At 64.9% G+C, this 24,666-nt stretch carries 25 protein-coding genes; 12 read left to right on the top strand and 13 right to left on the bottom strand.

Annotation, left to right across the window (positions count from 1 at the left end; translation table 11 throughout):
- Window positions 1-101: 101 nt before the first annotated feature.
- Window positions 102-1,604 (top strand): M48 family metalloprotease, encoded by a 1,503-nt coding sequence (locus N825_RS18760; RefSeq protein ID WP_037455394.1) that lies wholly within the window; start codon window positions 102-104, stop codon window positions 1,602-1,604.
- A gap of 12 nt (window positions 1,605-1,616) precedes the next feature.
- Window positions 1,617-2,171 carry a LemA family protein gene (locus N825_RS18755; protein WP_037455391.1) on the top strand — a complete coding sequence of 185 codons (555 nt, stop codon included), beginning with the start codon at window positions 1,617-1,619 and terminating at the stop codon, window positions 2,169-2,171.
- Window positions 2,172-2,186: 15 nt separating this feature from the next.
- Here the strand turns inward: N825_RS18755 and N825_RS18750 are convergent, their stop codons facing one another.
- From N825_RS18750 to N825_RS18705, 10 genes are all read right to left on the bottom strand, one after another.
- On the bottom strand, window positions 2,187-2,468 hold the full coding sequence (locus N825_RS18750) for a hypothetical protein (RefSeq protein WP_037455389.1): 282 nt from the start codon (window positions 2,466-2,468) through the stop codon (window positions 2,187-2,189).
- A gap of 158 nt (window positions 2,469-2,626) precedes the next feature.
- A complete protein-coding gene (locus N825_RS18745) occupies window positions 2,627-3,049 on the bottom strand; it encodes a hypothetical protein (RefSeq protein ID WP_037455387.1) in 423 nt (140 codons plus the stop codon).
- A gap of 25 nt (window positions 3,050-3,074) precedes the next feature.
- The gene (locus N825_RS18740) at window positions 3,075-4,751 is read right to left on the bottom strand and encodes a pyruvate, phosphate dikinase (RefSeq protein WP_198038548.1); all 1,677 of its coding nucleotides are present in this window, start codon (window positions 4,749-4,751) and stop codon (window positions 3,075-3,077) included.
- Window positions 4,752-4,767: 16 nt separating this feature from the next.
- A complete protein-coding gene (pyk, locus tag N825_RS18735; protein WP_051512570.1) occupies window positions 4,768-6,216 on the bottom strand; it encodes a pyruvate kinase in 1,449 nt (482 codons plus the stop codon).
- 20 nt (window positions 6,217-6,236) lie between these two features.
- Window positions 6,237-7,145, bottom strand: a complete 909-nt coding sequence (gene glxR / locus N825_RS18730; RefSeq protein WP_037455384.1) for a 2-hydroxy-3-oxopropionate reductase — start codon at window positions 7,143-7,145, stop codon at window positions 6,237-6,239.
- 33 nt (window positions 7,146-7,178) lie between these two features.
- Window positions 7,179-7,952: a hydroxypyruvate isomerase gene (hyi, locus tag N825_RS18725; RefSeq protein WP_037455381.1), complete on the bottom strand. Its 774-nt coding sequence runs from the start codon at window positions 7,950-7,952 to the stop codon at window positions 7,179-7,181.
- An 83-nt stretch (window positions 7,953-8,035) separates the two neighbouring features.
- Entirely contained in the window at window positions 8,036-9,805 is a 1,770-nt protein-coding gene (gene gcl / locus N825_RS18720; protein ID WP_037455378.1) for a glyoxylate carboligase, read from the bottom strand.
- A gap of 247 nt (window positions 9,806-10,052) precedes the next feature.
- Window positions 10,053-11,228 carry a TRAP transporter substrate-binding protein gene (locus tag N825_RS18715; protein ID WP_037455644.1) on the bottom strand — a complete coding sequence of 392 codons (1,176 nt, stop codon included), beginning with the start codon at window positions 11,226-11,228 and terminating at the stop codon, window positions 10,053-10,055.
- 68 nt (window positions 11,229-11,296) lie between these two features.
- On the bottom strand, window positions 11,297-12,619 hold the full coding sequence (locus tag N825_RS18710) for a TRAP transporter large permease (protein WP_037455375.1): 1,323 nt from the start codon (window positions 12,617-12,619) through the stop codon (window positions 11,297-11,299).
- The gene (locus N825_RS18705; RefSeq protein ID WP_037455373.1) at window positions 12,616-13,203 is read right to left on the bottom strand and encodes a TRAP transporter small permease subunit; all 588 of its coding nucleotides are present in this window, start codon (window positions 13,201-13,203) and stop codon (window positions 12,616-12,618) included. The genes N825_RS18710 and N825_RS18705 overlap by 4 nt, the downstream gene beginning before the upstream one ends.
- Window positions 13,204-13,728: 525 nt before the next feature.
- Here N825_RS18705 and N825_RS18700 point away from each other — a divergent pair.
- The 9 genes from N825_RS18700 to N825_RS18660 all read left to right on the top strand — a co-directional run bounded on the left by N825_RS18700 (window position 13,729) and on the right by N825_RS18660 (window position 20,868).
- Entirely contained in the window at window positions 13,729-13,929 is a 201-nt protein-coding gene (locus tag N825_RS18700; RefSeq protein ID WP_037455371.1) for a hypothetical protein, read from the top strand.
- 324 nt (window positions 13,930-14,253) lie between these two features.
- Entirely contained in the window at window positions 14,254-15,285 is a 1,032-nt protein-coding gene (locus tag N825_RS18695; RefSeq protein ID WP_037455368.1) for a Bug family tripartite tricarboxylate transporter substrate binding protein, read from the top strand.
- A gap of 75 nt (window positions 15,286-15,360) precedes the next feature.
- Window positions 15,361-15,882, top strand: coding sequence for a tripartite tricarboxylate transporter TctB family protein (locus tag N825_RS18690; protein WP_037455365.1), 522 nt, complete (start codon window positions 15,361-15,363; stop codon window positions 15,880-15,882).
- Window positions 15,883-16,001: 119 nt separating this feature from the next.
- A complete protein-coding gene (locus tag N825_RS18685; protein WP_037455362.1) occupies window positions 16,002-17,525 on the top strand; it encodes a tripartite tricarboxylate transporter permease in 1,524 nt (507 codons plus the stop codon).
- A gap of 12 nt (window positions 17,526-17,537) precedes the next feature.
- On the top strand, window positions 17,538-18,221 hold the full coding sequence (locus N825_RS18680; protein WP_051512569.1) for a GntR family transcriptional regulator: 684 nt from the start codon (window positions 17,538-17,540) through the stop codon (window positions 18,219-18,221).
- A gap of 48 nt (window positions 18,222-18,269) precedes the next feature.
- Complete coding sequence (locus tag N825_RS18675) at window positions 18,270-18,956, top strand: CBS domain-containing protein (RefSeq protein ID WP_037455359.1); 687 nt, start codon at window positions 18,270-18,272, stop codon at window positions 18,954-18,956.
- Window positions 18,957-19,061: 105 nt separating this feature from the next.
- A complete protein-coding gene (locus tag N825_RS18670) occupies window positions 19,062-19,508 on the top strand; it encodes a GNAT family N-acetyltransferase (RefSeq protein WP_037455637.1) in 447 nt (148 codons plus the stop codon).
- A gap of 9 nt (window positions 19,509-19,517) precedes the next feature.
- Window positions 19,518-20,264, top strand: coding sequence for a sulfite exporter TauE/SafE family protein (locus N825_RS18665; protein WP_037455356.1), 747 nt, complete (start codon window positions 19,518-19,520; stop codon window positions 20,262-20,264).
- Window positions 20,265-20,352: 88 nt separating this feature from the next.
- Window positions 20,353-20,868: a MarR family winged helix-turn-helix transcriptional regulator gene (locus N825_RS18660; RefSeq protein ID WP_084164866.1), complete on the top strand. Its 516-nt coding sequence runs from the start codon at window positions 20,353-20,355 to the stop codon at window positions 20,866-20,868.
- 129 nt (window positions 20,869-20,997) lie between these two features.
- Here N825_RS18660 and rocD read toward each other — a convergent pair whose 3' ends face one another.
- Together rocD and rocF are read right to left on the bottom strand one after the other, a co-directional pair.
- The gene (rocD, locus tag N825_RS18655) at window positions 20,998-22,236 is read right to left on the bottom strand and encodes an ornithine--oxo-acid transaminase (protein WP_281174370.1); all 1,239 of its coding nucleotides are present in this window, start codon (window positions 22,234-22,236) and stop codon (window positions 20,998-21,000) included.
- Between the two features lie 14 nt (window positions 22,237-22,250).
- Window positions 22,251-23,231 carry an arginase gene (rocF, locus tag N825_RS18650; protein ID WP_084164865.1) on the bottom strand — a complete coding sequence of 327 codons (981 nt, stop codon included), beginning with the start codon at window positions 23,229-23,231 and terminating at the stop codon, window positions 22,251-22,253.
- A 116-nt stretch (window positions 23,232-23,347) separates the two neighbouring features.
- Here rocF and N825_RS18645 point away from each other — a divergent pair, with 116 nt between their 5' ends.
- Entirely contained in the window at window positions 23,348-23,794 is a 447-nt protein-coding gene (locus N825_RS18645; RefSeq protein ID WP_037455353.1) for an Lrp/AsnC family transcriptional regulator, read from the top strand.
- Window positions 23,795-23,800: 6 nt separating this feature from the next.
- Here the strand turns inward: N825_RS18645 and N825_RS18640 are convergent.
- Window positions 23,801-24,666: heterodisulfide reductase-related iron-sulfur binding cluster (locus tag N825_RS18640; RefSeq protein WP_037455351.1), on the bottom strand; the 866-nt coding region annotated here is incomplete at its 5' end.

The following is a 24,666-nucleotide window of genomic DNA, read 5'->3' as shown; positions in this document are numbered from 1 at the left end:
TCATAGACATGGACGGCCAAGAGGCCTAGGCGCCACTCTGACGCGACTTGCCCCAAGACTTTGGATCGGCGAGCGGGCTCCTGGAAGGAGATCTGGCGGCCATGTCGATGACTGGAATGGCGGTTCCGCTTTCCGCCGGTGAGCGCGTCAGCTTCCATGACGAACAGGCGCGGCGCCGGCGCGGAACCTGGCGATTGGCCGCGATCTGCCTCGCCATCGCCGCCACCATGGGACTGGTGACAGGCGCCATCGCCGGTCCCTTCGTCATGCTGTCGCTGGGTGGCATCCTCAACCTGATCGCCGCGCTCGGCATCTTCCCCCAGGCGGCCAATGACGCGGCGGTCGGGATCGGCCAATGGGCAGCGGCGAAACTCGACCTCCTGGGCTTGGTGACGGACAACCTGGACAAGCTGGAGACTTGGCACGACCACACCGTGATGGCCGAGCGCTTGGCCGACCTACTCCCGGCCTTCCTGCCCGGGCTGGCGTTGTCGGCCCTGCTATGGATCGGCTTCCAGCGGTTGGCGCGGCGGGATGGCGCCGAGGATCTGGCGGAGGCGCTGCGGGCCCGGCCGCCCCGCCCGGGCGACCTCGAGGAAAAGCAGCTCTCCAACATCGTCGAGGAGGTCGCGATCGCCGCCGGCCTGCCCGCTCCCCGCGTGCTGCTGGTGGACAGCCCCACCGTCAACGCCGCCGCGATCGGCACCTCGCACGATCACGCGACGCTGCTGGTGACGCGCGGCCTGCTCGACACGCTGAGCCGGGACGAGACCGTCGGGATCATCGGTCATTTGGTCGGGTCGGTCGGCAACGGCGATCTCGCGGTGATGCGGTCGCTGGTCGCGGTCTTCCAGGTCAAGGGCTTCTTCCTGACGATCCTCGACCTGCCGTTCCGCTGGTCGGCCTGGAAGGCGCTGGCGTCCTTGGGAACCGTGGTCGTTCATCCCAACCCGGCGCCGGCGAGGGTCGCGGAGGCTCTGCACTCGGTCGAGGCTGGGCTCTCCACCGACGCCACGGAGGAGATCAACCGGAACCTATCCGAAGGGCGGTTCAAGACGTTGAGGCTGATCCTGATGTTTCCGCTGCTGCTGGTGATGCTGATCGCCATCATGCAGAAGCTCATCCTCCAGCTCTGGACACTGTTCTTCCTCGGCTGGCCGCTGGCGGCGCTGTGGCGGACACGCCGGTATCTGGCCGACAGCACCGCCGTCCAGCTGACCCGCAATCCGGAGGCGCTGGAAAGCGCGCTGGGCAAGCTGGGTTCCATCCCCGAGGGCGGGGAGGCGCGCGATTACCTGTTCGTCCATGCCGCCGGTCACGACACCGGCCCCAACGCCAAAGGCTTCTCGACGCGCCGCGGCATCGCGGATTCGATCCAGCCCTCCCTCGCCGCCCGTGTCGGCCGCATGAAGGCCCAGGGCTCCGGGCTGGTCGGCTGGACGAACCGGATCACTCCGGGCCGAGTGCTCGGCTATGGCGTGCTGTCGCTGATATTGGGGCCGCTGGTCGGCATGATCCTGGTGCTGGTCGGCATGCTGACGGCCGGCACCGTCGTCGCCAGTCTCTCGTTCGGCTTGGTCGTCACCGCCGCCCTTCTAACCTAGGAAACAACAAGCATGAGTGGTTGGCTGGTCCTGGTGATCGTCGCGGTCGCCGTCCTCTACCCGATCTACCTCTACAACGGTCTGGTGACGCTGCGGAACCGCGTGCGGAACGCTTGGTCCCAGATCGACGTCCAGTTGAAGCGGCGTTACGACCTGATCCCCAATCTGGTGTCGAGCGTCAAAGGCTACATGGCGCATGAGCGGGGTATTTTCGACACCATCGTCAGCGCCCGCGACCGGGCCGCCGCCGCCGGATCGAACGTGCCGGCGCGGGCCGCCGCCGAGGAGGCGCTGGGCCGCTCGCTCCACTCACTCTTCGCGCTGGCGGAATCAACACCGGAACTGCGGGCCAGCACCAACATGCTGGCCCTCCAGGAGGAGCTGGGCTCGACCGAGAACCGCATCGCCTTCGCGCGCCAGCACTACAACGACGCGGTGCTCGCCTATAACACCGCGTTGGAAACGGTGCCGAGCGTCTTCGTCGCGCGCGCCTTCGCCTTTCGGCCCGACGCGCTGTTCGAGACGAACGAGGCCGTCGAACGCCAGCCGGTGGCGGTCACGTTCTGATTCCCTGGGGAAGCATCAGAGCGCCGCGGTCGGAACCCCGACGCACCAGTCGGTCGAGATCTCGCGGACACGGCCGACGACGCCGTCGACCATGGTTCGCAGGTTGTTGACCACCAGGCGGATGGTGCGATCGACCTCCATGCCGGGGTGTTCCGCCAAAGACGCGTTCCGCATCTGGCTGGTGAGTTGACCGGTCGGCGCGGGGTTGTCATTGGCCTGCCAATGAAAGGCGATGTCCATCAGTAGGAGATCGGGAATCTCCTGCGTCAGGAACTCCTGCAACCTGTACCGCGCCATCTCGCCCTCTTCCACAAATCACTGATCATCGACGGATGGCACAATGCCCAATAAAACGGTTCCGAAGTGAGGGCATTTTTGTGAAACGGCGCGCAAGTGGGCGACTGATGTAAGATTGCATCAATCGATAGGCGGTGTGACCATACGGTGCCACGCCGTCAGCCGCCGTGGAAGCCCTTCAGCCGGCTCTCCCCCTTGCCGATCGCATCCTGGAAATGGGCACCCTTGGCCGTCGCGATCACGCGGTCGATGAAATCGCTGTAGAGCTTGTCCAAGTCCACCGGATTAGCCTTGGCGTGCACGGCTTTTTGGGCGTCGGGCTCGGACTTGTCGAACCACGTGTTGTCATCGTCACGGACGGCATAGAGGAATAGCGCGTCCTGATCATGGGCGTCCTCGGCGATGCTGTGCTGGGCCTTGATCAGTTTGAAGGCACCATCGCCGTCGGGCGCAGACAGGATCCGGACGCCGTGCATCACCGATTCACGGGCGCGGGCGTTGACCCCCGCGTCATGGATGAAGTTGTCGCGGGAATAGCAGGATTCGATCGAATCACGCTGGTTGATATTGACGCTTCGCATAAGTCTGGTACTCCAATCCGTTGATTCACAATCTTTCCGGAACACCGCCGAGCCACCTCATCTCGCCGGCCCAGCCGATCAGGGTCGCCGTCTCGTCCGACAAGACGGGCAGGATGGTCGGAACGGCGCCCAGCATCACCTCCCCGGCCGATCCGTCGACGGTCAACACGTCGCCGCATCGGATCGTCATACCTCCCAAGGTGGCACTGACACCAGAAGGATCGACGACGAGACCGGAAACCGCGACGACGCAGGTCCGGCCCAAGCCGCGGGCGACCACCGCCGCGTGACTGGTCATGCCGCCACGCGCCGTGATCACGCCGGTGGCGGCGTGGATGCCAGCGATATCCTCCGGGTCGGTCTCCGACCGGCACAGGATGACACGCTCTCCGCGCGCCACCAGGTCCAGCGCCTCGGTCGCGTCGAAGGCGACGCGGCCGGAGACGGCGCCGGGTACGGCGGCCAGCCCACGCCCCAGCACACGCCTGGGCGCCGCCGGATCGAGAATCGGATGAAGAAGCTGCTCCAAGGTACTGGGATCGATGCGGGAAACGGCCTCCGCCGGTGTGATGATCCCCGCTTCGGCCAAGTGGACCGCGATCCTGACCGCCGCGTCGACGGTGCGCTTGCCGGACCGGGTCTGGAGCAGGTACAGCCGACCCTGCTGCACGGTGAACTCGATGTCCTGCATGTCGCGGCAATGCGCCTCCAGCCGGCGCGCGGCGGCCGCCAGATCGTCATGGACCCGCGGCATCGTCTCGGCGAGCCACGCGAGCGGCCGCGGCGTCCGGATGCCGGAAACCAGATCCTCGCCCTGGGCATCGGGCAGAAACTCGCCGAACAGCGCGTCGTCACCCGTCGATGGATCGCGGCTGAAGGCCACTCCGGTCCCGCTTCCAGCTTCGCCACAACCTCCGCGATTGCCGAATACCATGGCCTGAACAGTCACCGCCGTCCCGCCCTCATCGGGGATACCGTTGAGGCGGCGGAACAGGACCGCCCGCCTGGTGCCCCAGGAGCGGAAGACGGCGCCGATCGCCTCCCATAGCTGCTCATGGGCGTCCTGCGGAAAAGGGCGCTTCAGCTCCCGCTGGATCATCGCGAGGTACGCTTGGACCAGCGCCCGGCAATCGTCGGCGTCAAGCTCGCTGTCGAGCCGGCGCTTGTGGCGGATGGTTTCGAGAATGTCCTCGAAGTCGCCGTGGTCGAGGCCCATCACCACGGCCCCATACATCTGTATGAACCTGCGGTAGGTGTCGAAGGCGAAGCGCGCGTCGCCGGTGCGGGCGGCCAAGCCCTCGACCGTCTCGTCGTTGAGACCCAGGTTCAGGACGGTGTCCATCATGCCCGGCATCGAAACGGCGGCACCCGACCTGACAGAAACCAGCAAGGGATCGACGGCTTGACCGAAGCGCTGGCCGGTCAGCGCCTCGAGCCGCCGCAGGTTTTCGGAAACCCGTTCCCGCAAAGCCTCCGGATAGGCGCCGGTGTCGCGCAACGAGCCGCATACCGCCGTGGCGATCGTGAAGCCGGGAGGAACGGGCAACCCCAACCGGCTCATCTCGGCGAGACCGGCGCCTTTGCTTCCCAACACATCGACGGGCGAACCACCAACCACGTCATCGGCTCCACCATCGCCGAACGCGAACACTTGGCCGGCCATCGAATCCATCAGCACTTCCGGCACCAAGACCTCCGGCATGATCAACTGGGCTCCATCACTGGGGCTCCGGCTCCAGATGGACGATGCGCAGCGTGTTGGTCGAACCCGACCGCCCGAACGGCACGCCGGCGGTGATCGCCAGTTCGTCACCCATGCCGGCGATGCCATGCGCCAGCGCGATCCGGATCGCCTCCGGGACCATCTCGCCGAACGAGCTGATTCCCTTGCTCACATGGACGGTGTGGACGCCGTAGGACAGCGACAGCCGGCGCGAGGTCTCCTCGTGGATCGATATGGCCAGGATCGGCATCGGTGGCCGCTCCCGCGCCGCGCGGAGCGTCGTGCTGCCAGACTCTGTATAGGTGACGATCGCCTTCGCGTCGACCGCCCGCGCGGCTTGATTGGCCGAATGGGTGATCGCGTCCGCCGTCGTCTTGCCCAGCCCGGGATGATGCGTATCCATGATGCTACGGTACATCGGATCGCGCTCGACCCGCGCCACGATCTTGTCCATGATCGCCACCGCCTCGACCGGATAGGCCCCGGCGGCGGTCTCGGCCGACAGCATGACCGCGTCGGTGCCGTCATAGACGGCGGTCGCCACGTCCGACACCTCGGCCCGCGTCGGCGTCGGCGAGACGATCATGGATTCCAGCATCTGGGTGGCGACGATGACGGGCTTTCCGGCGTCGCGCGCCCGCTGGATCATGTTCTTCTGGAGGCTTGGGACGTCCTCGGCCGGCATCTCGACCCCAAGGTCGCCGCGCGCCACCATCAGCGCGTCCGCCAGTTCGATCAACTCGTCCAGGTGCTGGATCGCCGCCGGCTTCTCGATCTTGAGCATGATGGCGGCCCGGTCGCCGATCAGGCCGCGCGCCTCGACCACGTCCTCCGGCCGCTGCACGAAGGACAGGGCGATCCACTCGACCCCCTGGCCGAGCGCGTATTCCATGTCGGCGCGATCCTTCGCGGTCAGGGGGGACAACGGCAGCGTCACGTCCGGGACGTTGAAGCCCTTGTTGTTGGACAGCCGGGTGCCGGCGACGATCTCCCCCAGCAGGAAGTCGGCGCCCCGCTCGATCACCCTGACGCGGACCTTGCCGTCGTCGAGCAGCAGCGTGCTGCCGACGCCCATGGCGGAGATCACCTCAGGATGAGGCAGACAGACCCGTTCCTCGTTGCCCGGCGCCGGATCGAGATCGAACCGGATGACCCGGCCGGTCCGCAGCGTCACCGCGCCGTCGGCGAAGGTGCCGATGCGCAGCTTCGGCCCCTGGAGATCGGCGATCACGCCGATCGGCCGGTCGAACTCGACCTCCAGGGCGCGGATCCGGGCCAGCACCTCGCCATGGTTCGCCTGGGTGCCATGGCTGAAGTTGAGCCGGAAGACATCCACCCCGGCCAGCATGAGGCGGCGGAGCTGGTCGGGGGCCGAACTGGCCGGGCCGACGGTCGCGACGATCTTGGTCTGTCGGTGCCGTCGGAAGATCGGGCTGTCTGTCATGTCCTCATCGCCGGGTGTGGTCAGTCGCCGCCGGAGATGGCGTCGGCGTTCTGGCCGATTTCGAAACCAGTCATGGTTTCCAGGATGCGGACGAGACCGGAATGGTCCCACCGCGCGCCGCCTTGGGCGACACAGGCGTTGAAGAGTTGCTGGGTGCTGGCGGTGTTGGGCAGCGCCAGATTGAGGGAACGGGCGCCCTGGAGCGCCAGGTTGAGGTCCTTCTGGTGCAGCTCGATCCGGAACCCCGGTTCGAAGTTGCGCTTGATCATCCGCTCGCCATGGAGTTCGAGGATCTTGGAGCTGGCGAAGCCGCCCATCAGGGCTTGCCGGACCTTGGCCGGATCGGCGCCGGCCTTGGCGGCGAACAGCAGGGCCTCGGCGACCGCCTCGATCGTCAATGCCACGATGATCTGGTTGGCGACCTTGGTCGTCTGGCCGTCGCCATTGCCGCCGACCAGCGTGATGTTCTTGCCCATCAGCTCGAACAGTGGCTTGACCTTTGCGAAGGCCTCTTCCGGGCCGCCGACCATGATGGTGAGCGACGCCGCCTTGGCGCCGACCTCGCCGCCGGACACCGGCGCGTCCAGGTAGTCGCAGCCCAGCTTGTTGATCTCGGAGGCGAATCGCTTCGTCTCGATCGGCGCGATCGAACTCATGTCGACCACGATCTTGCCGCTGGACAAACCTTTGGCGACGCCGTTGGGGCCGAACAGGGCCGCTTCCACATGGGGCGTGTCGGGCACCATGGTGATGATGACATCGGCCTTGCCCGCGACCTCCGCCGCCGATTGGCAGGCGACACCGCCCTTGGCGGTCAGATCCTCGGCGACAGGATTGATATCGTACAGGAACAGCCGATGGCCGGCGTCGAGCAGATGGGCAGCCATGGGCCGCCCCATGATGCCGAGACCGATGAAGCCCACATCCATGGTATTTCCTCCAAATTTGATTATGCGCGCCGTTCAGGCGTTCGTAAACCAGCCAAGACCATCCTCGGTCCGGCCGCGCGGCTTGTACTCGCAGCCGATCCAGCCGTCGTAGCCGATGCGGTCGAACACGCCGAACAGGAAGGGATAGTTGATCTCGCCGGTGCCGGGCTCGTTGCGGCCGGGATTGTCGGCGAGTTGGATATGCCCGATCCGGGACAGGTTTTTCTCGACCGTGCGGGCGAGGTCACCTTCCATGATCTGCATGTGATAGACGTCGTACTGCACGAAGATGTTGTCCGAGCCGGTCTGGTCGATCAGATCGAGCGCCTGGGCGGTGCCGGTCAGATAGAACCCGGGGATGTCGATCGTGTTGATCGGCTCGATCAGCAGGCGGATGCCCTCGGCCTTGAGGGCGTCGCCGGCGTATTTGATGTTGGCGACGAAGGTGTCGCGTTGTTTGGTCGCATCCACACCGGCCGGCGCGATACCGGCGAGGCAATTGACCTTCGGGCAGTTCAACGCCTTGGCGTATTCGATCGCCTTGCCAACGCCGTCCTGGAACTCGCCGACCCGGTCCGGCAGGCAGGCGATGCCGCGCTCCCCGGCGCCCCAATCCCCGGCGGGCAGGTTGTGCAGCACCTGCGTCAGGTCATGGGTCTGGAGCTTCTCCACCAGTTGTTCGGGCTTGTACGGATAGGGAAACAGGTACTCGACGCCCCGGAAGCCGGCCTGGGCGGCCTTTTCGAATCGATCGAGGAAATCATGCTCGGTGAACAGCATCGTCAGGTTCGCCGCGAATTTCGGCATGACGCGCACTCCTATGGTTGGCCCTGGGGTCGCCCCCAGGGTTGGCCTTCGTGATGGGTGGCTCGGAACGTGTCGTCGCCGTCTCAGACGAGGACGCGGCGCGGTTCGTGTTCCGGCAGATCCAGGACATCCTCGAATTCGGTGATGTTGTCGATCTCCGTGCCCATGGCGATGTTGGTCACCCGCTCCAGGATGATCTCGACCACGACCGGGACCTGGAACTCCTCCATCAGTCGGTCGGCCTGGGCGAAGGCGGACTGGATCTCGGCGGGGTCGGTGACCCGGATCGCCTTGCAGCCGAAGCCTTGGGCGACAGCGATGTGGTCGACGCCATAGCCGTTCAGTTCCGGCGCGTTGACATTCTCGAACGACAGCTGGACCTGGAAATCCATCTGGAAGCCGCGCTGGGCTTGCCGGATCAGCCCGAGATAGGAGTTGTTCACGACGACGTGGATGTAGGGCAGCTTGAACTGCGCGCCGACCGCCAGTTCCTCGATCAGGAATTGGAAATCGTAGTCGCCGGACAATGCCACGACACGCCGCTTCGGATCGGCGGCGCGCACGCCTAAGGCCGCCGGCAGGGTCCAGCCGAGGGGACCGGCCTGACCGCAGTTGATCCAGTGGCGCGGCTTGTAGACGTGCAGGAACTGGGCGCCCGCGATCTGGGACAGGCCGATCGTGCTGATGTAGCAAGTGTCCTGGCCGAACGCCTGGTTCATCTCTTCATAGACGCGCTGCGGCTTGATCGGCACGTTGTCGTAGTCGGTGCGGCGGTGCATGGTCCGCTTCCGCATCTGGCACTCGGCCACCCAAGCCGAACGGTCCTTCAGCTTGCCGGCCGCCTTCATCTCGCGCGCCACCTCGACGAACAGGTCCAGCGCGGCGCCGGCGTCCGACACGATGCCGAAGTCGGGCATGAACACCCGCCCGATTTGGGTCGGCTCGATGTCGACGTGGACGAACTTGCGGTCCTTGGTGTAGGTCGCGACCGACCCGGTGTGGCGGTTGGCCCAGCGGTTGCCGATCCCGATCACGAAATCGGACTTCAGCATCGTCGCGTTGCCATAGCGGTGCGACGTCTGCAAGCCGACCATGCCCGCCATCAGCGGATGGTCGTCGGGAATGGTGCCCCAGCCCATCAGCGTCGGGATGACCGGCACGCCGGTGATCTCGGCGAACTCGACCAATTGGGCGGAGGCGTCGGCGTTGATGATGCCGCCGCCGGCGACGATCAGCGGCCGCTCCGCCGCGTCGAGCATCGCCAGCGCCTTCTCGATCTGCTGGCGGGTCGCGGCCGGCTTGTAGGGTTTCAGGGGTTCATAGGTATCAATATCGAACTCGATCTCGGCCATCTGGACGTCGACCGGCAGATCGATCAGCACCGGACCGGGACGGCCCGAGCGCATCAGGTGGAACGCCTGCTGGAAGACGTAGGGCACCTGGGCCGGCTCCAGCACGGTGGTCGCCCACTTGGTCACCGGCTTGGCGATGCTGGCGATATCGACCGCCTGGAAGTCCTCCTTGTGCAGGCGGGCGCGTGGCGCCTGACCGGTGATGCACAGGATCGGGATGCTGTCCGCCTGGGCGGAGTACAAGCCGGTGATCATGTCGGTGCCGGCCGGGCCCGAGGTGCCGACGCAGATCCCGATATTGCCGGCTTCGGCCCGGGTGTAGCCTTCGGCCATGTGCGAGGCGCCCTCGACATGGCGCGCCAGGATGTGACCGATCCTGCCATTGCGCTGGAGCGCCGAGTAGAAGGGGTTGATCGCGGCACCGGGGACGCCGAAACAGATCGTGACGCCTTCCTTCTCCAGGACATGGACCGCCGCTTCGATCGCCGTCATCTTGGGCATTTTTCCGACCCTCCCTATGATCAGGCTTTATCGATCGATTGTTTTCGATCGCTTCTGTATCTTGTATGCCAGATGCTAATCATCAAAACGGGAAGGCTTCAACAGCTTTGGAGTGGTTTTTCGCCATGCGGAATTTTGCTGCGGCGCGGTCGTTCCCAAGGTTGGGGTCCGAAAACGAAAGGGCCGGCTCCAATCAAGGAGCCGGCCCATCCGCGCCGTCATCGGTGTCGGAGTTTTTCGACGCCGCTCAGCCGAAGAAGTGCTTGTAGGCCGCCTCGCGCGGGACTTCCCACTCCATCTCGAAGCCGACCACCTGCTTCGCCCAAGCCTTCTGGGACTCCACAACCTTGGCGAAGAACGGGTCGGCCGACAGCTTGGCCACCACCTTGTCCCACGCCGCCAACTGCGCCTGGAGAACGGCGTCCGGCGTCTTGTAAACCTTGACGCCACGATCCTTGATCGCCTGCAGGTCCTTGGGGTAACGCGACATGGCCTTCCAGACCATGTCGGCCGAGGCGGCGTCGGCGGCGATCTTCAGGACCTGCTGGAGTTCCTTGCCCAGGCTGTCGTACTTGGCCTTGTTGTAGATGACCTCGAAGCACTCGCTGGCCTGATGGTAGCTCCGCACCATGTAGACCTTGCTGACATCGGGGAAGCCCAGGACGCGGTCGGAAGTCGGGTTGTTGAACTCCGCGCCATCCAGCAGGCCGCGGTCCATCGCCGGCACGATGTCGGCGGCGCCCATGATCGTCACGGCGGCCCCAAGTTCCTGGTTCATGTCGGCGGCGAGGCCGTTGGTCCGGTACTTGAGGTTCTTCATGTCGTCGGCCGACGTGATCTCCTTCTTGAACCAGCCGAGCGGCTGGGTCGGCATCGGCGCCATCAGGAAGCCGACCAGGTTCAGCTTGAGCACGTCCTGGACCAGCTCGTCATAGAGGGCCTGACCGCCGCCGTAGCGGACCCATCCCAGCATCTGGTTGGCGGTCCAGCCGAACGACGGCGGCGTCGCGAACAGCGAGAACGCCTTGCTCTTGCCGTACCAGTAGCCGGCGACGCCGTGCCCGCCGTCGAGCGCGCCGGCGATGATCGCGTCCTGGAGCTGCAGCGCGCCGACCACGGCGCCGGCGGGGAGCAGGTCGAGCTTCAGGCGCCCGCCCGACAGGCCATTGACGGTGTTGACATAGTCCTGAGCGAATTCGTGGAAGATGTCGCGCGACGGCCACGTGCTCTGGAAGCGCATGGTGATGGTCTGCGCGCGGGCGATGTTGGGCATGGAGATGCCGGCCGCGGCGGTGCCGGCGACCGCCGCGGCGGCTCCGGTCAGGAAGCCGCGCCGATTGCCGGCGGCCGGCCCGGTGTCGGTCGCCCCGGTCTCCGTCGTGGTTCCCGTCTCGGTGACCGTCTTCTCGATTTCGTTGGTCATGGACATTTCCTCCCTTGGGGTTGGTCGATCCCGGGCTTGCCCACCCGGTGATTTTCAGTTGAGAAGCGTTAGTTGTAGATCGCTTCCGGCAGCCACAGCGCCACTTCCGGAAAGACGTAGAGCATCACGAGGCAGACGACGACGATGCCGAGGAACGGCATGACACCGGCGAAGATCTGCTCGATCGTGACTCCCTTCGGCGCCACGCCCTTCAGGTAGAAGGGAGCCATGGCGATCGGCGGTGACAGGAACGATGTCTGCAGGTTGAGCGCCACCAGGATACCGAAGAACAGTGGATCGATCCCGAAATTATCCAGCAGCGGCAGGAAGATCGGCACGAAGATCACGATGATCTCGGTCCACTCCAGCGGCCAGCCGAGCACGAAGATGATCGCTTGGGCCAGCAGCATGAAGGTGACGGGATTGAGGTCGAGGCTCATGACGAAGTCCTCGATCACCTGCTGTCCGCCCAGATAGCCGAACACCGAGGAGAAGATGAAGGAACCGACGAACAGCCAGCACACCATGGCGGTGGTCCGCCCGGTCAGGAAGACGGATTCCTTCAGTTTCTCCAACGTGAGCGCCCGATAGCCGGCGGCCAGGACCAAGGCGCCAAGGGCTCCCATGGCGGCCGCCTCCGACGGTGTCGCGAGGCCGAACAAGATGGCGCCCAGCACCGCGAAGATCAGGGCGGTCAACGGCAGGAATGAGCGCGCCAACTCGTTGAGCGCCCGCCCCCAGGTGACGCCCGCCATCATCTCCGGTGTCGGCGGCGGGGCCATCTGGGGTCGGAAGAAGCCGATCGCCATGACGTATAGGATGTAGAACCCGGTCAGCATCAACCCAGGCAGGAACGCCGCCGCGTAGAGCTTGACGACCGACACGCCAGCGGTGGCGCCGTACAGGATCAGCATGACCGACGGCGGGATCAGGATGCCCAGGCAGCCGCCAGCGCAGACGACGCCCGCCGCGAGCCGCGTATCGTAACGGGCGCGCAGCATGGCGGGAAAGGCCAGCAAGCCCATCAGGGTGACGGTCGCGCCGACGATTCCGGTCGCCGTGGCGAACAGGGCGCAGGTCGCCAGCGTCGCGACCGCCAGCGAACCCGGCATGGCGCCGAACGTCATCTGGATCGACCGGAACAACCTGTCGAGGATGTTGGCGCGTTCGACCAGATACCCCATGAAGACGAACAAGGGGATGGAGATCAGCACGTCGTTGGACATGACGGCGTATGTCCGCTGGACGAACAGGCTGAAGATGGCGTCGCCCATGCCGAGATAACCAAAGCCCAGGCCTAGGGCCATCAGCGTGAAGGCGATGGGAAACCCCAGCGATATCACCCCGATGAACAGGACGAGCATCGTGATGCCGAGTTGCGGATCGGTCATGGGGTCACGCCCATTTCACGCTTCTGGGCGGCTTCGGCCAAGATCTGTTGCTCCAGTTCCTCGACATCCTGCAGGCGCTGCGGCCAAAATCCATTGCGGATGCACATGACGCACCGCACGCTTTCCGCCAGTCCCTGGAACAGCAGCAGGAAACCGACCAGGGGGATCAGCATCTTGAACGGCCACATCGGCGGTCCGTCGGGGCTGAACGACGAATGCTCGTTGAACATGTAGGAGATCTTGAAGAAGCCCCATCCCGAATACATCAGCGCCAACACCGCCGCGAAGAAGAACAGGATGTAAAGGGTGAGATCCATCATCGCCTGTACCCGTGGCGACCATTTCCGATAAAGGAAGTCACCCCTGACATGACCGTTTCGGGCCAGCGCATAGGGGCCCGCCATCATGAACAGTGTGCCATAGAGCATGTAGGTGACGTCATAAGCCCAAGTCGTCGGCGCTTTGAAAACGTAACGACTCACAACCTCGTAAGTGATGACGAACGTCATGACAACGATTGACCAGGAAAAGATTTTACCCACCCAGGTATTTATCTGGTCAATCGCTATGAGTACTTTCTGCATTGAAGACACCTCCCCAGTCTTTTCACTTTTTGGATGCCGAGAGAACGAGCCCCCATCAAGCTGGCCGAAGAGCCAGCCCCTGAAGAGGTTTTTTGGATTTTGGGGGTTCCGCCGGGCGACTGTTGCAACTGAAAGTGATTTGAGAAAAGTAATGAGACCCTGCCTGACGGCGAAGAATTTTTATTTCACGGATATGACACCAAAGTTTATTGCTGCATCGCACAAAAAACTTCATTTTCTTCATGGCATCACTCTGTCTTCCCGAGCACCAATTCTTCAATAACATGGATTTTGTTTCACGAACAATAAAATCTTCGGTGATGCTCGAGGGCCGCCGACCACCTTGGAGGACGTGTCCCACGGTCGGCGCGACCACGGTCGAACACCCCGAAACCAAACTTCGCGGTCCCCGACGCCTGTGAATTTTGTATACCAGATACGGCATTTTTTGCATTGTCATAGGACAGCGGCTCTGCCATATTTATCGCAACGCAGCATTAACTCGAAACACAAGGAAACCTCCAGATGCTTGGCTCCATGACTTTGGAAATCATCGTGCTCGCGGTGGCCGCCGCCGGTCTCGCGGCGGTGATCCTTGAAATCATCGTCAAAGACCCCAAGGCGCTGTTTGAAATCACCACCGACGTCGCCGCCATGGCGCAGCCGGTTCGGCGAAGCGCGGCATACTCTCCGGTCAGCAACACCAATCTTCGGAAAGCCGCCTGACTCGTCCAAACTTGCCAATAGGAGAATTTGGACCGTGATTATCCCAACTTTCATTGAGGAACTATTTCCACAGGGTTAGACCCAGTCCCTCAAGCCCTTGGCTTTAGCGGTATCCGCCAACATCTCCCAAGACTTATTGCGTTGCGATATTGCGCGAAAGCCTCCTTTCGCGCAAAATTCCTGTTGCTTTGTATGGTCCATGCCACATACCATATACCAGCGCTAAGACTACCCGACCGGTCGAAAACCAACGACAACAATGTTGCCGGCCCGCTCACGGTGTTGAGCGGAAACTGGGACCGCCGCCATAGGGAGGAGTCTGACATGACTGCGCTGGAGAGCCTCAAGAGCTCGGCCAAGGCCGCCGCGATCACTTGCCTTTCCTTTACCGCCATCGCCACCACGACACTGACCTCTTCCGCCGCACTGGCGTGGGAGCCGACGAAATCCGTCGAGTTCATCGTTCCCGCCGGTACGGGCGGTGGCGCCGATCAGATGGCGCGGATGATCCAAGGCATCATTCAGAAGAACAATCTGATGAAGCAGCCGGTCGTCGTCATCAACAAGTCGGGCGGCGCCGGCGCCGAGGGTTTCCTGGACGTCTCGGGATCGAACAGGAACCCGCATAAAATCATCATCACCCTGTCCAACCTGTTCACCACGCCGATGGCGACCGGCGTGCCGTTCTCCTGGAAGGACATGACGCCGGTGGCGATGCTGGCGCTCGACAACTTCATCCTGTGGGTCAATTCCGAAAGCGCCTACAAGTCGCCCAAGGAGTTCGTTGACGCCGCCAAGACCGGCGGCGCCAACAGCTTCAAGATGGGCGGCACCGGGTCCAAGCAGGAGGACCAGATCGTCACGGCCGCCATCGAGCAGACGACCGGCACCACCTTCACCTACATTCCCTACAAGGGGGGTGGCGATGTCGCGGCGCAGTTGGTGGGCAATCACATCACGGCCAGCGTCAACAACCCGATCGAGGCGGTCGCCCAATGGCGCGCCGGAGCGCTGCGCCCGCTCTGCGTGTTCGACAGCCAGCGCATCCAGCTGAAGGAGCCGATCGCGGAGGGCAAGTCGTGGAACGACGTGCCGACTTGCAAGGAGAGTGGGCTGGATGTCGAATACACCATGCTGCGCGGCATCTTCATGTCGCCCGGCGTGACGGCCGACCAGACCAAGTTCTATGTCGAGCTGTTCCAGAAAGTCCGCGAGACGGATGACTGGAAGGACTTCATGGCGAAGGGCGCCTTCAACACGACCTTCAAGGCCGGGGACGAGTACAAGACCTGGCTGGCCCAGGCCGAGACCACCCACCGCTCTCTGATGGAGAAGGCCGGCTTCCTGGCGAAGTGAGTCCGGTCCCGCGGCGGTCCCCGGCGGCGACCGCCGGGGACCCCTCCTTCGAGCAGGAAGCAGGTGAGGTGCCCCATGATCTCAAAGAAGAGTTCCCATAGGAAAAGCGACGAGGACGCCGTCGCGACGCATCACACCATGGAAATCGCCGTGGCGCTGATGTTCGCGGCGGTTGCGGTCGTCGTGATGGTCGACAGCAACCGGGTCGGTAATGGCTGGGCCAGCGACGGACCGGAAGCCGGATATTTCCCGTTCTATGTCGGCGTGATCATGTTCATCTCGAGCGGCGTGATCCTTCTGACCAACATCCTGAGCAAGACGCCCAACACCTCGACCTTCGTGGAGCGCGGGCAGTTCACGCTGGTGCTCAAGGTCCTGATCCCGACGATCGTGTTCGTCGGGCTGATCTGGGTGCTGGGGATCTATCTGGCGGCGGCGATCTTCATCGCCTTCTTCATGGCCTGGCTGGGCAAATACCCGATCAAGACCATCCTGCCGATCGCCATCCTGATCCCACTGGCCTTGTTCATGATGTTCGAGATCTGGTTCCTGGTGCCGCTGCCCAAGGGACCGATCGAAACGATGCTCGGCTACTGATCCACTGATCCAGCGTCGCCCGTCACGCGGGCGCGCGTCGAGACCCAACGTTTTTAGCATCACGGCTGGACCGGAAGACCGCGCCACCCAACGGGCGTCGGTCACGGGGGAGGGGTGCCTTGGAATCTCTTGTCAATCTCATGCATGGCTTCGGCGTTCTCGCCGACCCCATGAACATCGTCTACATGTTCGTCGGCATCACGCTGGGCGTGCTGATCGGCGTGCTCCCCGGATTGGGCGGCGCCAACGGTGTCGCGATCCTGCTGCCGCTGACCTTCAGCATGTCGCCGACCTCGGCGATCATCATGCTGTCCTGCATCTACTGGGGAGCTTTGTTCGGCGGGGCCATCACCTCCGTCCTGTTCAACATTCCCGGCGAGCCCTGGTCGGTCGCGACGACCTTCGACGGCCATCCCATGGCGCAGCAGGGCCGCGCCGGAGAGGCGCTGACGGCGGCGTTCACCTCGTCGTTCCTCGGCGCCTTCGTCGCGGTGGTGCTGATCACCTTCCTCGCCCCCCTGATCGCGAAATTCGCGTTGAAGTTCGGTCCAGCGGAGTTCTTCGCGGTCCAGCTCCTGACATTCTGTAGTTTCGTGGGCATGGGCAAGGAATCGCCGTTCAAGGTCCTGACCGCGATGATGCTGGGCTTCGCCCTGGCCGCCGTCGGGCTCGACACCGTCACCGGCCAATTGCGCATGACCTTCGGCTCGGTCGAACTGCTGCGCGGCTTCGACTTCCTGATCGCGGTCATCGGCCTGTTCGGCATCGGCGAGATCCTGCTGACCATGGAGGAGGGCCTCGCCTTCAAGGGCAAGAGCGCCAAGATCAACTCCAAGGTCGTGTTGGAAACCTGGAAGCAGCTGCCAAGGTACTGGGCCACGGCGGTGCGCGGCGCGATCGTCGGCTGCTGGATGGGCATCACGCCAGGCGGCGCCACGCCGGCCTCGTTCATGAGCTATGGTCTGGCCAAGCGCTTCTCCAAGAACGGCGCCAAATTCGGAACGGGCGAGATGGAGGGCGTGGTGGCCCCCGAGACCGCCGCCCACGCCGCCGGGACGAGCGCCCTGTTGCCGATGCTGACCCTAGGCATCCCCGGCTCGCCGACCGCCGCCGTCCTGCTGGGCGGATTGCTGATCTGGGGGCTCCAGCCCGGCCCGCTGCTGTTCGTCGAGCAGAAGGAGTTCGTCTGGGGCCTGATCGCCAGCATGTACCTGGGCAACGTCGTGGGCCTGATCGTCGTGCTGACGACGGTGCCGCTGTTCGCCTCGATCCTGCGCATCCCCTTCAGCATCATCGCGCCGATCATCATCGTGATCTGCGCCGTCGGCGCCTACACCGTCCACAACGCCTTCATGGACATCGCCGTCATGCTGGTGTTCGGCGTGCTGGGCTACATCTTCAAGAAGCTGTCCTATCCGCTGGCCCCGCTGGTGCTGGCCCTGGTCCTTGGGGACATGGCGGAAAGCTCGTTCCGGCAGGCGATGCTGCTGTCCCAGGGCGATCTGAGCATCTTCTGGTCCAACCCTCTGGTCGGCACGATCGTGACGCTGGCCCTGACGATGCTGTTCTGGCCGGTGATCTCCCTGGCGATCACCCGGCTGCGGCCCCGGCAGGCGACCAAGCCGGCGGTTTCCCTGAAATGAGGAGGGCATGCCATGGTCACCCTTCTTCCGCTGGCCGGACCAGGGATCGAGGAAGTCAGCTTCAAGATGCAGGCCTACCGGGCGCTCAAGGGCTCCATCCTGGCGATGGACGTCTATGGCCAGCGCGGCGAGATCCGGATCGATGACCGGGAGGTCGCTCAGACGCTCGGCATCAGCAGGACACCGGTACGCGAGGCGCTGATCCTGCTGGAGCACGAGGGTTTCGTCAGGGCGGTACCCCGGCGGGGCATCGTGGTGGTGCGGAAGACCCGGCGGGAGGTCGTCGACATGGTTGTCGTCTGGGCGGCCTTGGAGAGCATGGCGGCGCGGCTGGCCCTGGCGCGGGCCTCCGACGAGGAGCTGGACGCCCTCCTGCGGCGCTCCGGCGATCCCGCGCCGGACGCCTATCCGGATATCGCCATGGAGCTCGGCCTGGGGCTCATCGCGCTTTCGGGCTGCGCGCTGATCGGGTCGCTGACCGGCAACATGGCCCCCCACATGCGCAGCATCCGCAGGCTGGAACTGCTGTCCGAGGAACAGGCGGCCAAGGCGGCCGCCTGCCAGCGCCGCGTCCTGGCGGCGCTGCCGCCGCGCGACCCCGACGCCGCCGGGACCGCGATCCTGGACCACAACCTGGATCTCGCCCAACACATCCAGAAGAGCCGCGATTTTCTCGGCCACGATTTTCTCGATTGACCGGCCCACCCCGGCCTGCCGGGGAGCCCATAGGAGGAAACAAGAGCCATGCGAGCGAAAGACATCATGACCACGCCGGTCATCACCGTGGCGCCGGACACTCCGGTTTCGATGGTGGCGGAACTGCTGCTGGAGAAGCGGATCAGCGGCGTGCCCGTCGTCGGCCCCGACGGCCGCCTTCTCGGCATCGTCAGCGAGGGTGACCTGCTGCGCCGGGTCGAGACCGGAACCGAGCGGGCCAAGCCGAGCTGGCTGGAGATGCTGATCGGCCAAGGCAGCGACGTCGGCGATTTCATCAAGTCGCATGGGCTACACGCCGGCGATGTCATGACCCGGGAAGTGGTGGACGTGGCGCCCGACGCCAGCCTGCGCGACATCGCGGAACGGATGGAGCGGAACGGCATCAAACGCGTCCCCGTGGTCGAGGGCGGCAAGCTGGTCGGGATCGTCAGCCGGGCCAACCTGCTGAAGGGTCTGGTCAGCGACCGGCCCGGTTTCACCAGCGCGACCGACGAGGAGATCCGAAGCGGGCTGGCCGACCTGCTCAAGCGCGAGGCCTGGGTCGATCATCGCCGGATCAATGTCGTCGTCGCCGACGGCGTCGTCCAACTGTGGGGCTCGGTCGAGAACGACGAGCAGCGGCGGGCGCTGATCATCGCGGCGGAGAGCCACGCGGGGGTCCGCTCGGTCGAGGACCACCTGTCGGCCAACTGGTTCGCCAACGAGGCGGGCTGAAGCCCACTCGGGCTCAATCTGGCGCTTGCGGAGCCTCTGGTATTTGGTATACGGTATTTTTACAAGAAGGTGCCACACAACAATAACCGGAGGAAAGTGCCCGCCATGGAAGGACAGGAATTCACCATCACCTTCGCCCAGAACGACGCCGACATTGGCGCCAGTTTCGCGGTGATGCGGGAGTTGAGGACCCAGTACGAGGATCCCGCGGCATATCGCGACCAGATCCGCCGCCAGATGGACGACGGCTATAATCTGGCATTGCTTTGGTTCAACGGCGAAGTGGCGGGTTGCGCCGGCTTCCGCGTCCATGAGACCTTGTCGCGTGGCAAGTACATGTATGTGGAGGATCTGGTGACGTCGGCCAAGCAGCGCTCGCACGGCTTCGGCGACAAGCTGTTCGACTGGCTCCAGGGTCAGGCCCGGGAGCGCGGCTGCGCGCAGATGGAGATCATCTCCGGCGTCCAGCGGGGCGACGCGCACCGCTTCTATCACCGCAAGCGCATGACCATCAAAGCCTTCCAGCTCGTCCTCCCGATCAAGGCGGACTAAACTGGCACCATGCTCTCCATAGCGCTCCTGGTTGTCGCGGCGTTCGCCGCCGGGGTGGTCAACGCCATCGCCGGCGGCGGCGCCTTCATCACGTTCCCCGCCTTGATCTTCGCCGGCGTGCCGCCGGTTTTGGCCAACGCGTCGAGCACGGTGGCGCTGTTCCCTGGTCAGGCGACCAGCGCGCTGGCCTATCGCCGCGACATCCTGGGGATCACACAGTTCAGCCTGCCCGCCTTCATCGGGTTGAGCCTGGTGGGTGGGCTGGTCGGGGCCCTGTTGCTGCTGTACACGCCCAACGCCGTCTTCGCCGATCTGGTGCCCTGGCTGATGCTGTTCGCGACGGTGGTCTTCGCGCTCGGCAACTTCGCGCCCAAGACGGTGTCGGCGCGGATGAAGCTGTCGGGCGCCGCCGTGCTGGTGGTGCAGTTCATCATCTCGATCTATGGCGGCTATTTCGGCGGCGGCATCGGGTTCCTGATGCTGGCGGCCCTTACCCTGTTCGGCATGAGCGACATCCACGCCATGAATGGGCTGAAGATCCTGCTGGCGACCCTGATGAACGGAGCGGCCGTCGCCGCCTTCATCGTGGCCGGCGCCGTCCATTGGCCGGTGACGCTGCCCATGGCGCTGGCTTCCGTCGCGGGCGGCTACGCGGGTGCCAGGGGCGCCAGGCTGATCGACCAGAAATTGCTGAAGCTCGCCGTCGTCGTGATCGCCAGCGCCATGACGGTCTACTTCTTCTGGCGGCAGGGCTGATCTCCGCCGCCCGCCCGGATGATAACGACCATGATTGATTGAAGTCGAGACATGCGTTTATGCTCCCAGGCGAGGGGAGCATGAAAACATGACAAGAAGTCCGGCATCGACGGAATCCAGCACTCCATTTGAACGGGATTTGGCGGTCGCCCCAGAGGTCGGGCTCAATCTCGACAATCTCAATGGACGCATAGCGTTTCACTTGAGGCTGGCGGTGGAAGCGTCGCAACAGGCCTTCAACCAGAAGCTCGATGGCATCGAGACCAACGTGCCGTACAAGACCGGTCACCTGACGGTGCTGACCCTGATCGCCAACAATCCGGGCGTCACGCAGACCGCGATCAGTTCGGCGGCTGGGCGTGACAAATCCACCCTGACCCCCATGCTGAACGAGTTCGTCCGGCGCGGGCTGGTGCGGCGGGAGCCGATCTCGACCGACCGCCGCAGCTACGCGCTCTCGCTCACTCGCGACGGCGAGGCGGCGCTGGCGGCGTTCGGCCCCGTGTCGCGTGATCACGAGGCGCGGCTGAACGAGATCATCGGTCCCGAGAACAAGGCGGAGTTCATCCGCATCCTGTGCCGGATCAAGGAGGCGCTGGGCTAGGTTCGACTCCACCGTAGGTCGGCTCGAGCGAAGCGGCAGCCGACAAACAGGCGTGCTGGAAGTGGTGTCGGCCGCCGCTCCGCTCGAGCCGAACTACGCAATACACAGCTTTAAGCAATGGGAGAAACCTTAACCCAGCGCGGCCAGCACGGGTTCGATCCGCTCCAGCGCCCAATCGATCTCGTCGCGGGTTATGACCAGCGGCGGTGCCAAGCGGATTGTGTGGCCGTGGGTGTCCTTGGCCAGGATGCCGCGCGCCCTCAGGGCCTCGCAGGCGCGCCTTGCACCGCCAGCCTCCGGGTGAAGCTCGACCGCCAGCATCAGCCCGCGCCCGCGGACCTCGCGCACGGCGCCACCCCCCATCCCTTCCAGGTGATGCTTGAAATAGGCGCCCTGCCCGGCCGAGTTCCCGATCATGTCCTCCTCCGTCAGCGCCTTCAGCGCGGCCCGCGCCACGGCGCAGGCGAGGGGATTGCCGCCGAACGTGCTGCCATGCTGGCCCGGCTTCAGCACGCCCAGCACCTCGGTGTTGGAGAGCACGGCGGAAACGGGATAGAAGCCGCCCGACAGCGCCTTGCCGATCAGGGTGACATCCGCCTCGATACCCTCGTGCTCCTCCGCCAGCAGGCGGCCGGTGCGGCCGAGACCGGTCTGGATCTCGTCCAGGATCAGGGTCACGCCATTGGCGGTGCACAGCTCGCGGACCCGGCGGAAATAGCCGGCGGGCGGAATGATCACGCCGGCCTCGCCCTGGATCGGCTCGACCAGGAATCCGACCGTGTTTGGGGTGATCGCGGCCTCCAGCGCGTCGGCGTCGCCGAACGGGATGACGCGGAAGCCCGCCGGGAAGGGGCCGAAGCCACCGCGGGCGTCCGGATCGGTCGAGAACCCGACGATGCCGATCGTTCGGCCATGGAAGTTGTCCGAGCAGACGATGATCTCGGCTTGGCCCTCGGGCACGCCCTTGACCTCGTAGCCCCATTTGCGGACCGCCTTGATCGCCGACTCGACAGCCTCGGCGCCGCTGTTCATCGGCAGGATCTTGTGCGAGCGGGTCAACGCCGCCAGTTCCTCGTAGAACAGGGCCAACTGGTCGTTGCGGAACGCCCGCGAGGTCAAGGTCAGCTTGCCGGCCTGCTCGACCATGGCCGCGAGGATCCTGGGATGGCAATGGCCCTGGTTGACCGCCGAATAGGCCGAGAGGCAGTCGAGATAGCGGTCGCCATCGATGTCCCAGACCCAGACGCGCTCGCCGCGGGTCAGCACGACATCGAGCGGTTTGTAGTTGTGGGCGCCGAGCGAGTGTTCGAGCTCGATCAGGTCGGCGCTTCTGGTCCTGGACATTCCGGGCGAGGTGGCGGTGTTCATGGCGGTGGCTCCTGTCAGGCGACGCGGATTTGGCGCGCCGGGCGGTCGATGATGGTGCGGCCGAACAGGCTGGCGGTCAGTTCGGTCAGCAGACGCGCGCTCTTGCCGCGCTCGTCGAGGAAAGGGTTGAGTTCGACGATGTCGAGCGAGCCGACCAGCCCGCTCTCTTGCAGCATCTCCATGATCAGATGCGCCTCGCGGTATGTGGCACCACCGGGCACGGTGGTGCCGACACCGGGCGCCAGACTCGGGTCGAGGAAGTCGACATCCAGGCTGACATGCAGATGGGCGCCGGCGGCGGCCACCTGGTCGATGAAGCGCTGGAGCAGCGTGGAGACGCCGTGGTCGTCGATGTCGCGCATGTCCGACACCTGGATGCCACATCCCCGCACGGCCTCGCGCTCCCAGGTGTCGATCGACCGCAGGCCGAAGAGGTGGACGTTATCGGCCTTCACCGGGATGAAGGGCCGGTCGCCCAGCAGGGGCCGGAGGCTCGGATCGCCGCAGGCGAAGGCGACCGACATGCCATGCATGTTGCCGGATGGTGTCGTGGCCGGCGTGTTGAAGTCGGCGTGCGCGTCCAGCCAGAGCACGAACAGATCGCGGCCGATCTCGTGGCAGTGGCGGGCGATGCCGCTGACCGTACCCATCGACAGGCTGTGGTCGCCGCCCAGGAATATCGGAAAACCGCCCTCCCGCGCCATGCCATGGGCGTGGTCATGGATCATCCGGGTCCAGGCGGCGATCTGTCCAAGGTTGCGGCAGACATTGGCGTCGTCCGCCGCCATGGCGACATCGACCGGCGCCGGGTGCGGCAGGTCGCCGCGATCGACCACGTCATGGCCCATGGCGCCGAGCAGCGCCGGCAGCCCCGCCGTCCGGAGCGCCGCCGGTCCCATGATCGAACCGGCTTCGGCGGCGCCCAGTTCCAACGGAATGCCGAGCAGCGATACCGGGCCGCCGCGCCTCGAACCCATCGTTTCCATCCGCCGCATGGCACACATCCGCTCCACTCCTTGAAAGTCGAGTGAGGATGCCGCTGGCGGCGGTCAACGGATAGTCATTGATGTGCTATCATTCGCCGGCTTCCTTATCACTTCGTCAACGGATCATGGCGGAACGTCAACACACCCTCTCCCTCGACGCCACGGACCAGCGCTTGATCGAATTGCTGCGCGACAACGCGCGGCTGCCGACCGCGACGCTGGCCCGGCATCTCGACGTCTCGCGCGGAACGGTTCAGAACCGCATCGACCGGCTGATCCGCGACAAGGTGCTGCTGGGCTTCACCGTCCGGTTGCGCGGCGACGCCCAATCCGGCATGGTCCGCGCCATCACCTCGCTGGAGGTCCGGTCGAGCGACCACAAGACGGTGGTCGGCGCCCTCAAGCGCATCCCCGAGGTCACCCGCGTCCACTCGACCAACGGCCGTTGGGATCTGGTGGCGGAGATCAACACCGCCGATCTGGTGACCTTGGACCGGGTCCTGGGCGAGATCCGGTCCAACCGCGCCATCTCCCATTCCGAGACCAGCATCCTGCTGGCCGAGGTGGCGTGACCAGCGTCAGCGCCGCCGCGTCACCCTGTCCACCAGATAGATGATCGAGCGGTACGGCACGCCCGAATGCTCCGACAGCCCGATCTCGCAGGTCCGGTTGGAGGAATAGCCGCCCTCGCAACCCGACGGCACAGACGCCGGCAGATGGCGCAACGCGTGTTCGTTCAGTTCCGGCGTGTCGAAGCCCTTGTCGCCGGCGAAACCGCAGCAGCCGACGCCCTCCGGGACGATCACCGTCTCGGCGCAGGCGGCCGCCAGGGCCGTGATCTTGCCACCCAGCCCCAATCGCTGGGCCGAGCAGTTGACGTGGACCAGGATCGGCGCCGTCTCCTTGGCGGCGACGTCGAGCCGGGGCATCACCTGATCGTGCAGGAATTCGATGCTGTCGAGCACGGTCAGCCGTCCGCCAAAGAACGCCCCCAAGTTCCGGCGCAGCCGCAGCGTGCAGGCGGAGGCGTCCATCACGATGGCGTGCTTGCCCTCCTCGCTCGCCGCCCACAGCGCGTCGGCCATCGCGGCGGTCATCGCGTCGGCCTGCGCGGCGTGTCCCTTGCTCTCGAACGCTTGGCCGCAGCACAGCCCGCCGAGGTTTTCCGGATAGAACACGTTGAAGCCGGCCTTGCCGAGCAGCGCCGCGAAGCGGTCCGGCACGGCGTCGGATTCGGGCGCTCCCGGCGAGGCGCCGAAGGTCCGGGTGGCGCAGCTCGGGATGTAGACGACCGGAATCCCCAGCACGTCGCCGGCTCCCGAGGGTCTCGCCGCGGCAGCCGGCAGGGCGGCGCCGATCCGGGGCAGGCGCTCGCCTGTGAGCTGGCGGAGCTTGCCCGCCAAGGCCACCGTCGCGGCGCCGCCCAGCACGCGACGCGATAGCG

Origin of the sequence: Skermanella stibiiresistens SB22 (assembly GCF_000576635.1) — a bacterium.
Classification (GTDB): Bacteria; Pseudomonadota; Alphaproteobacteria; order Azospirillales; family Azospirillaceae; genus Skermanella; species Skermanella stibiiresistens.
This window is presented reverse-complemented; position numbering and strand designations above follow the sequence as displayed.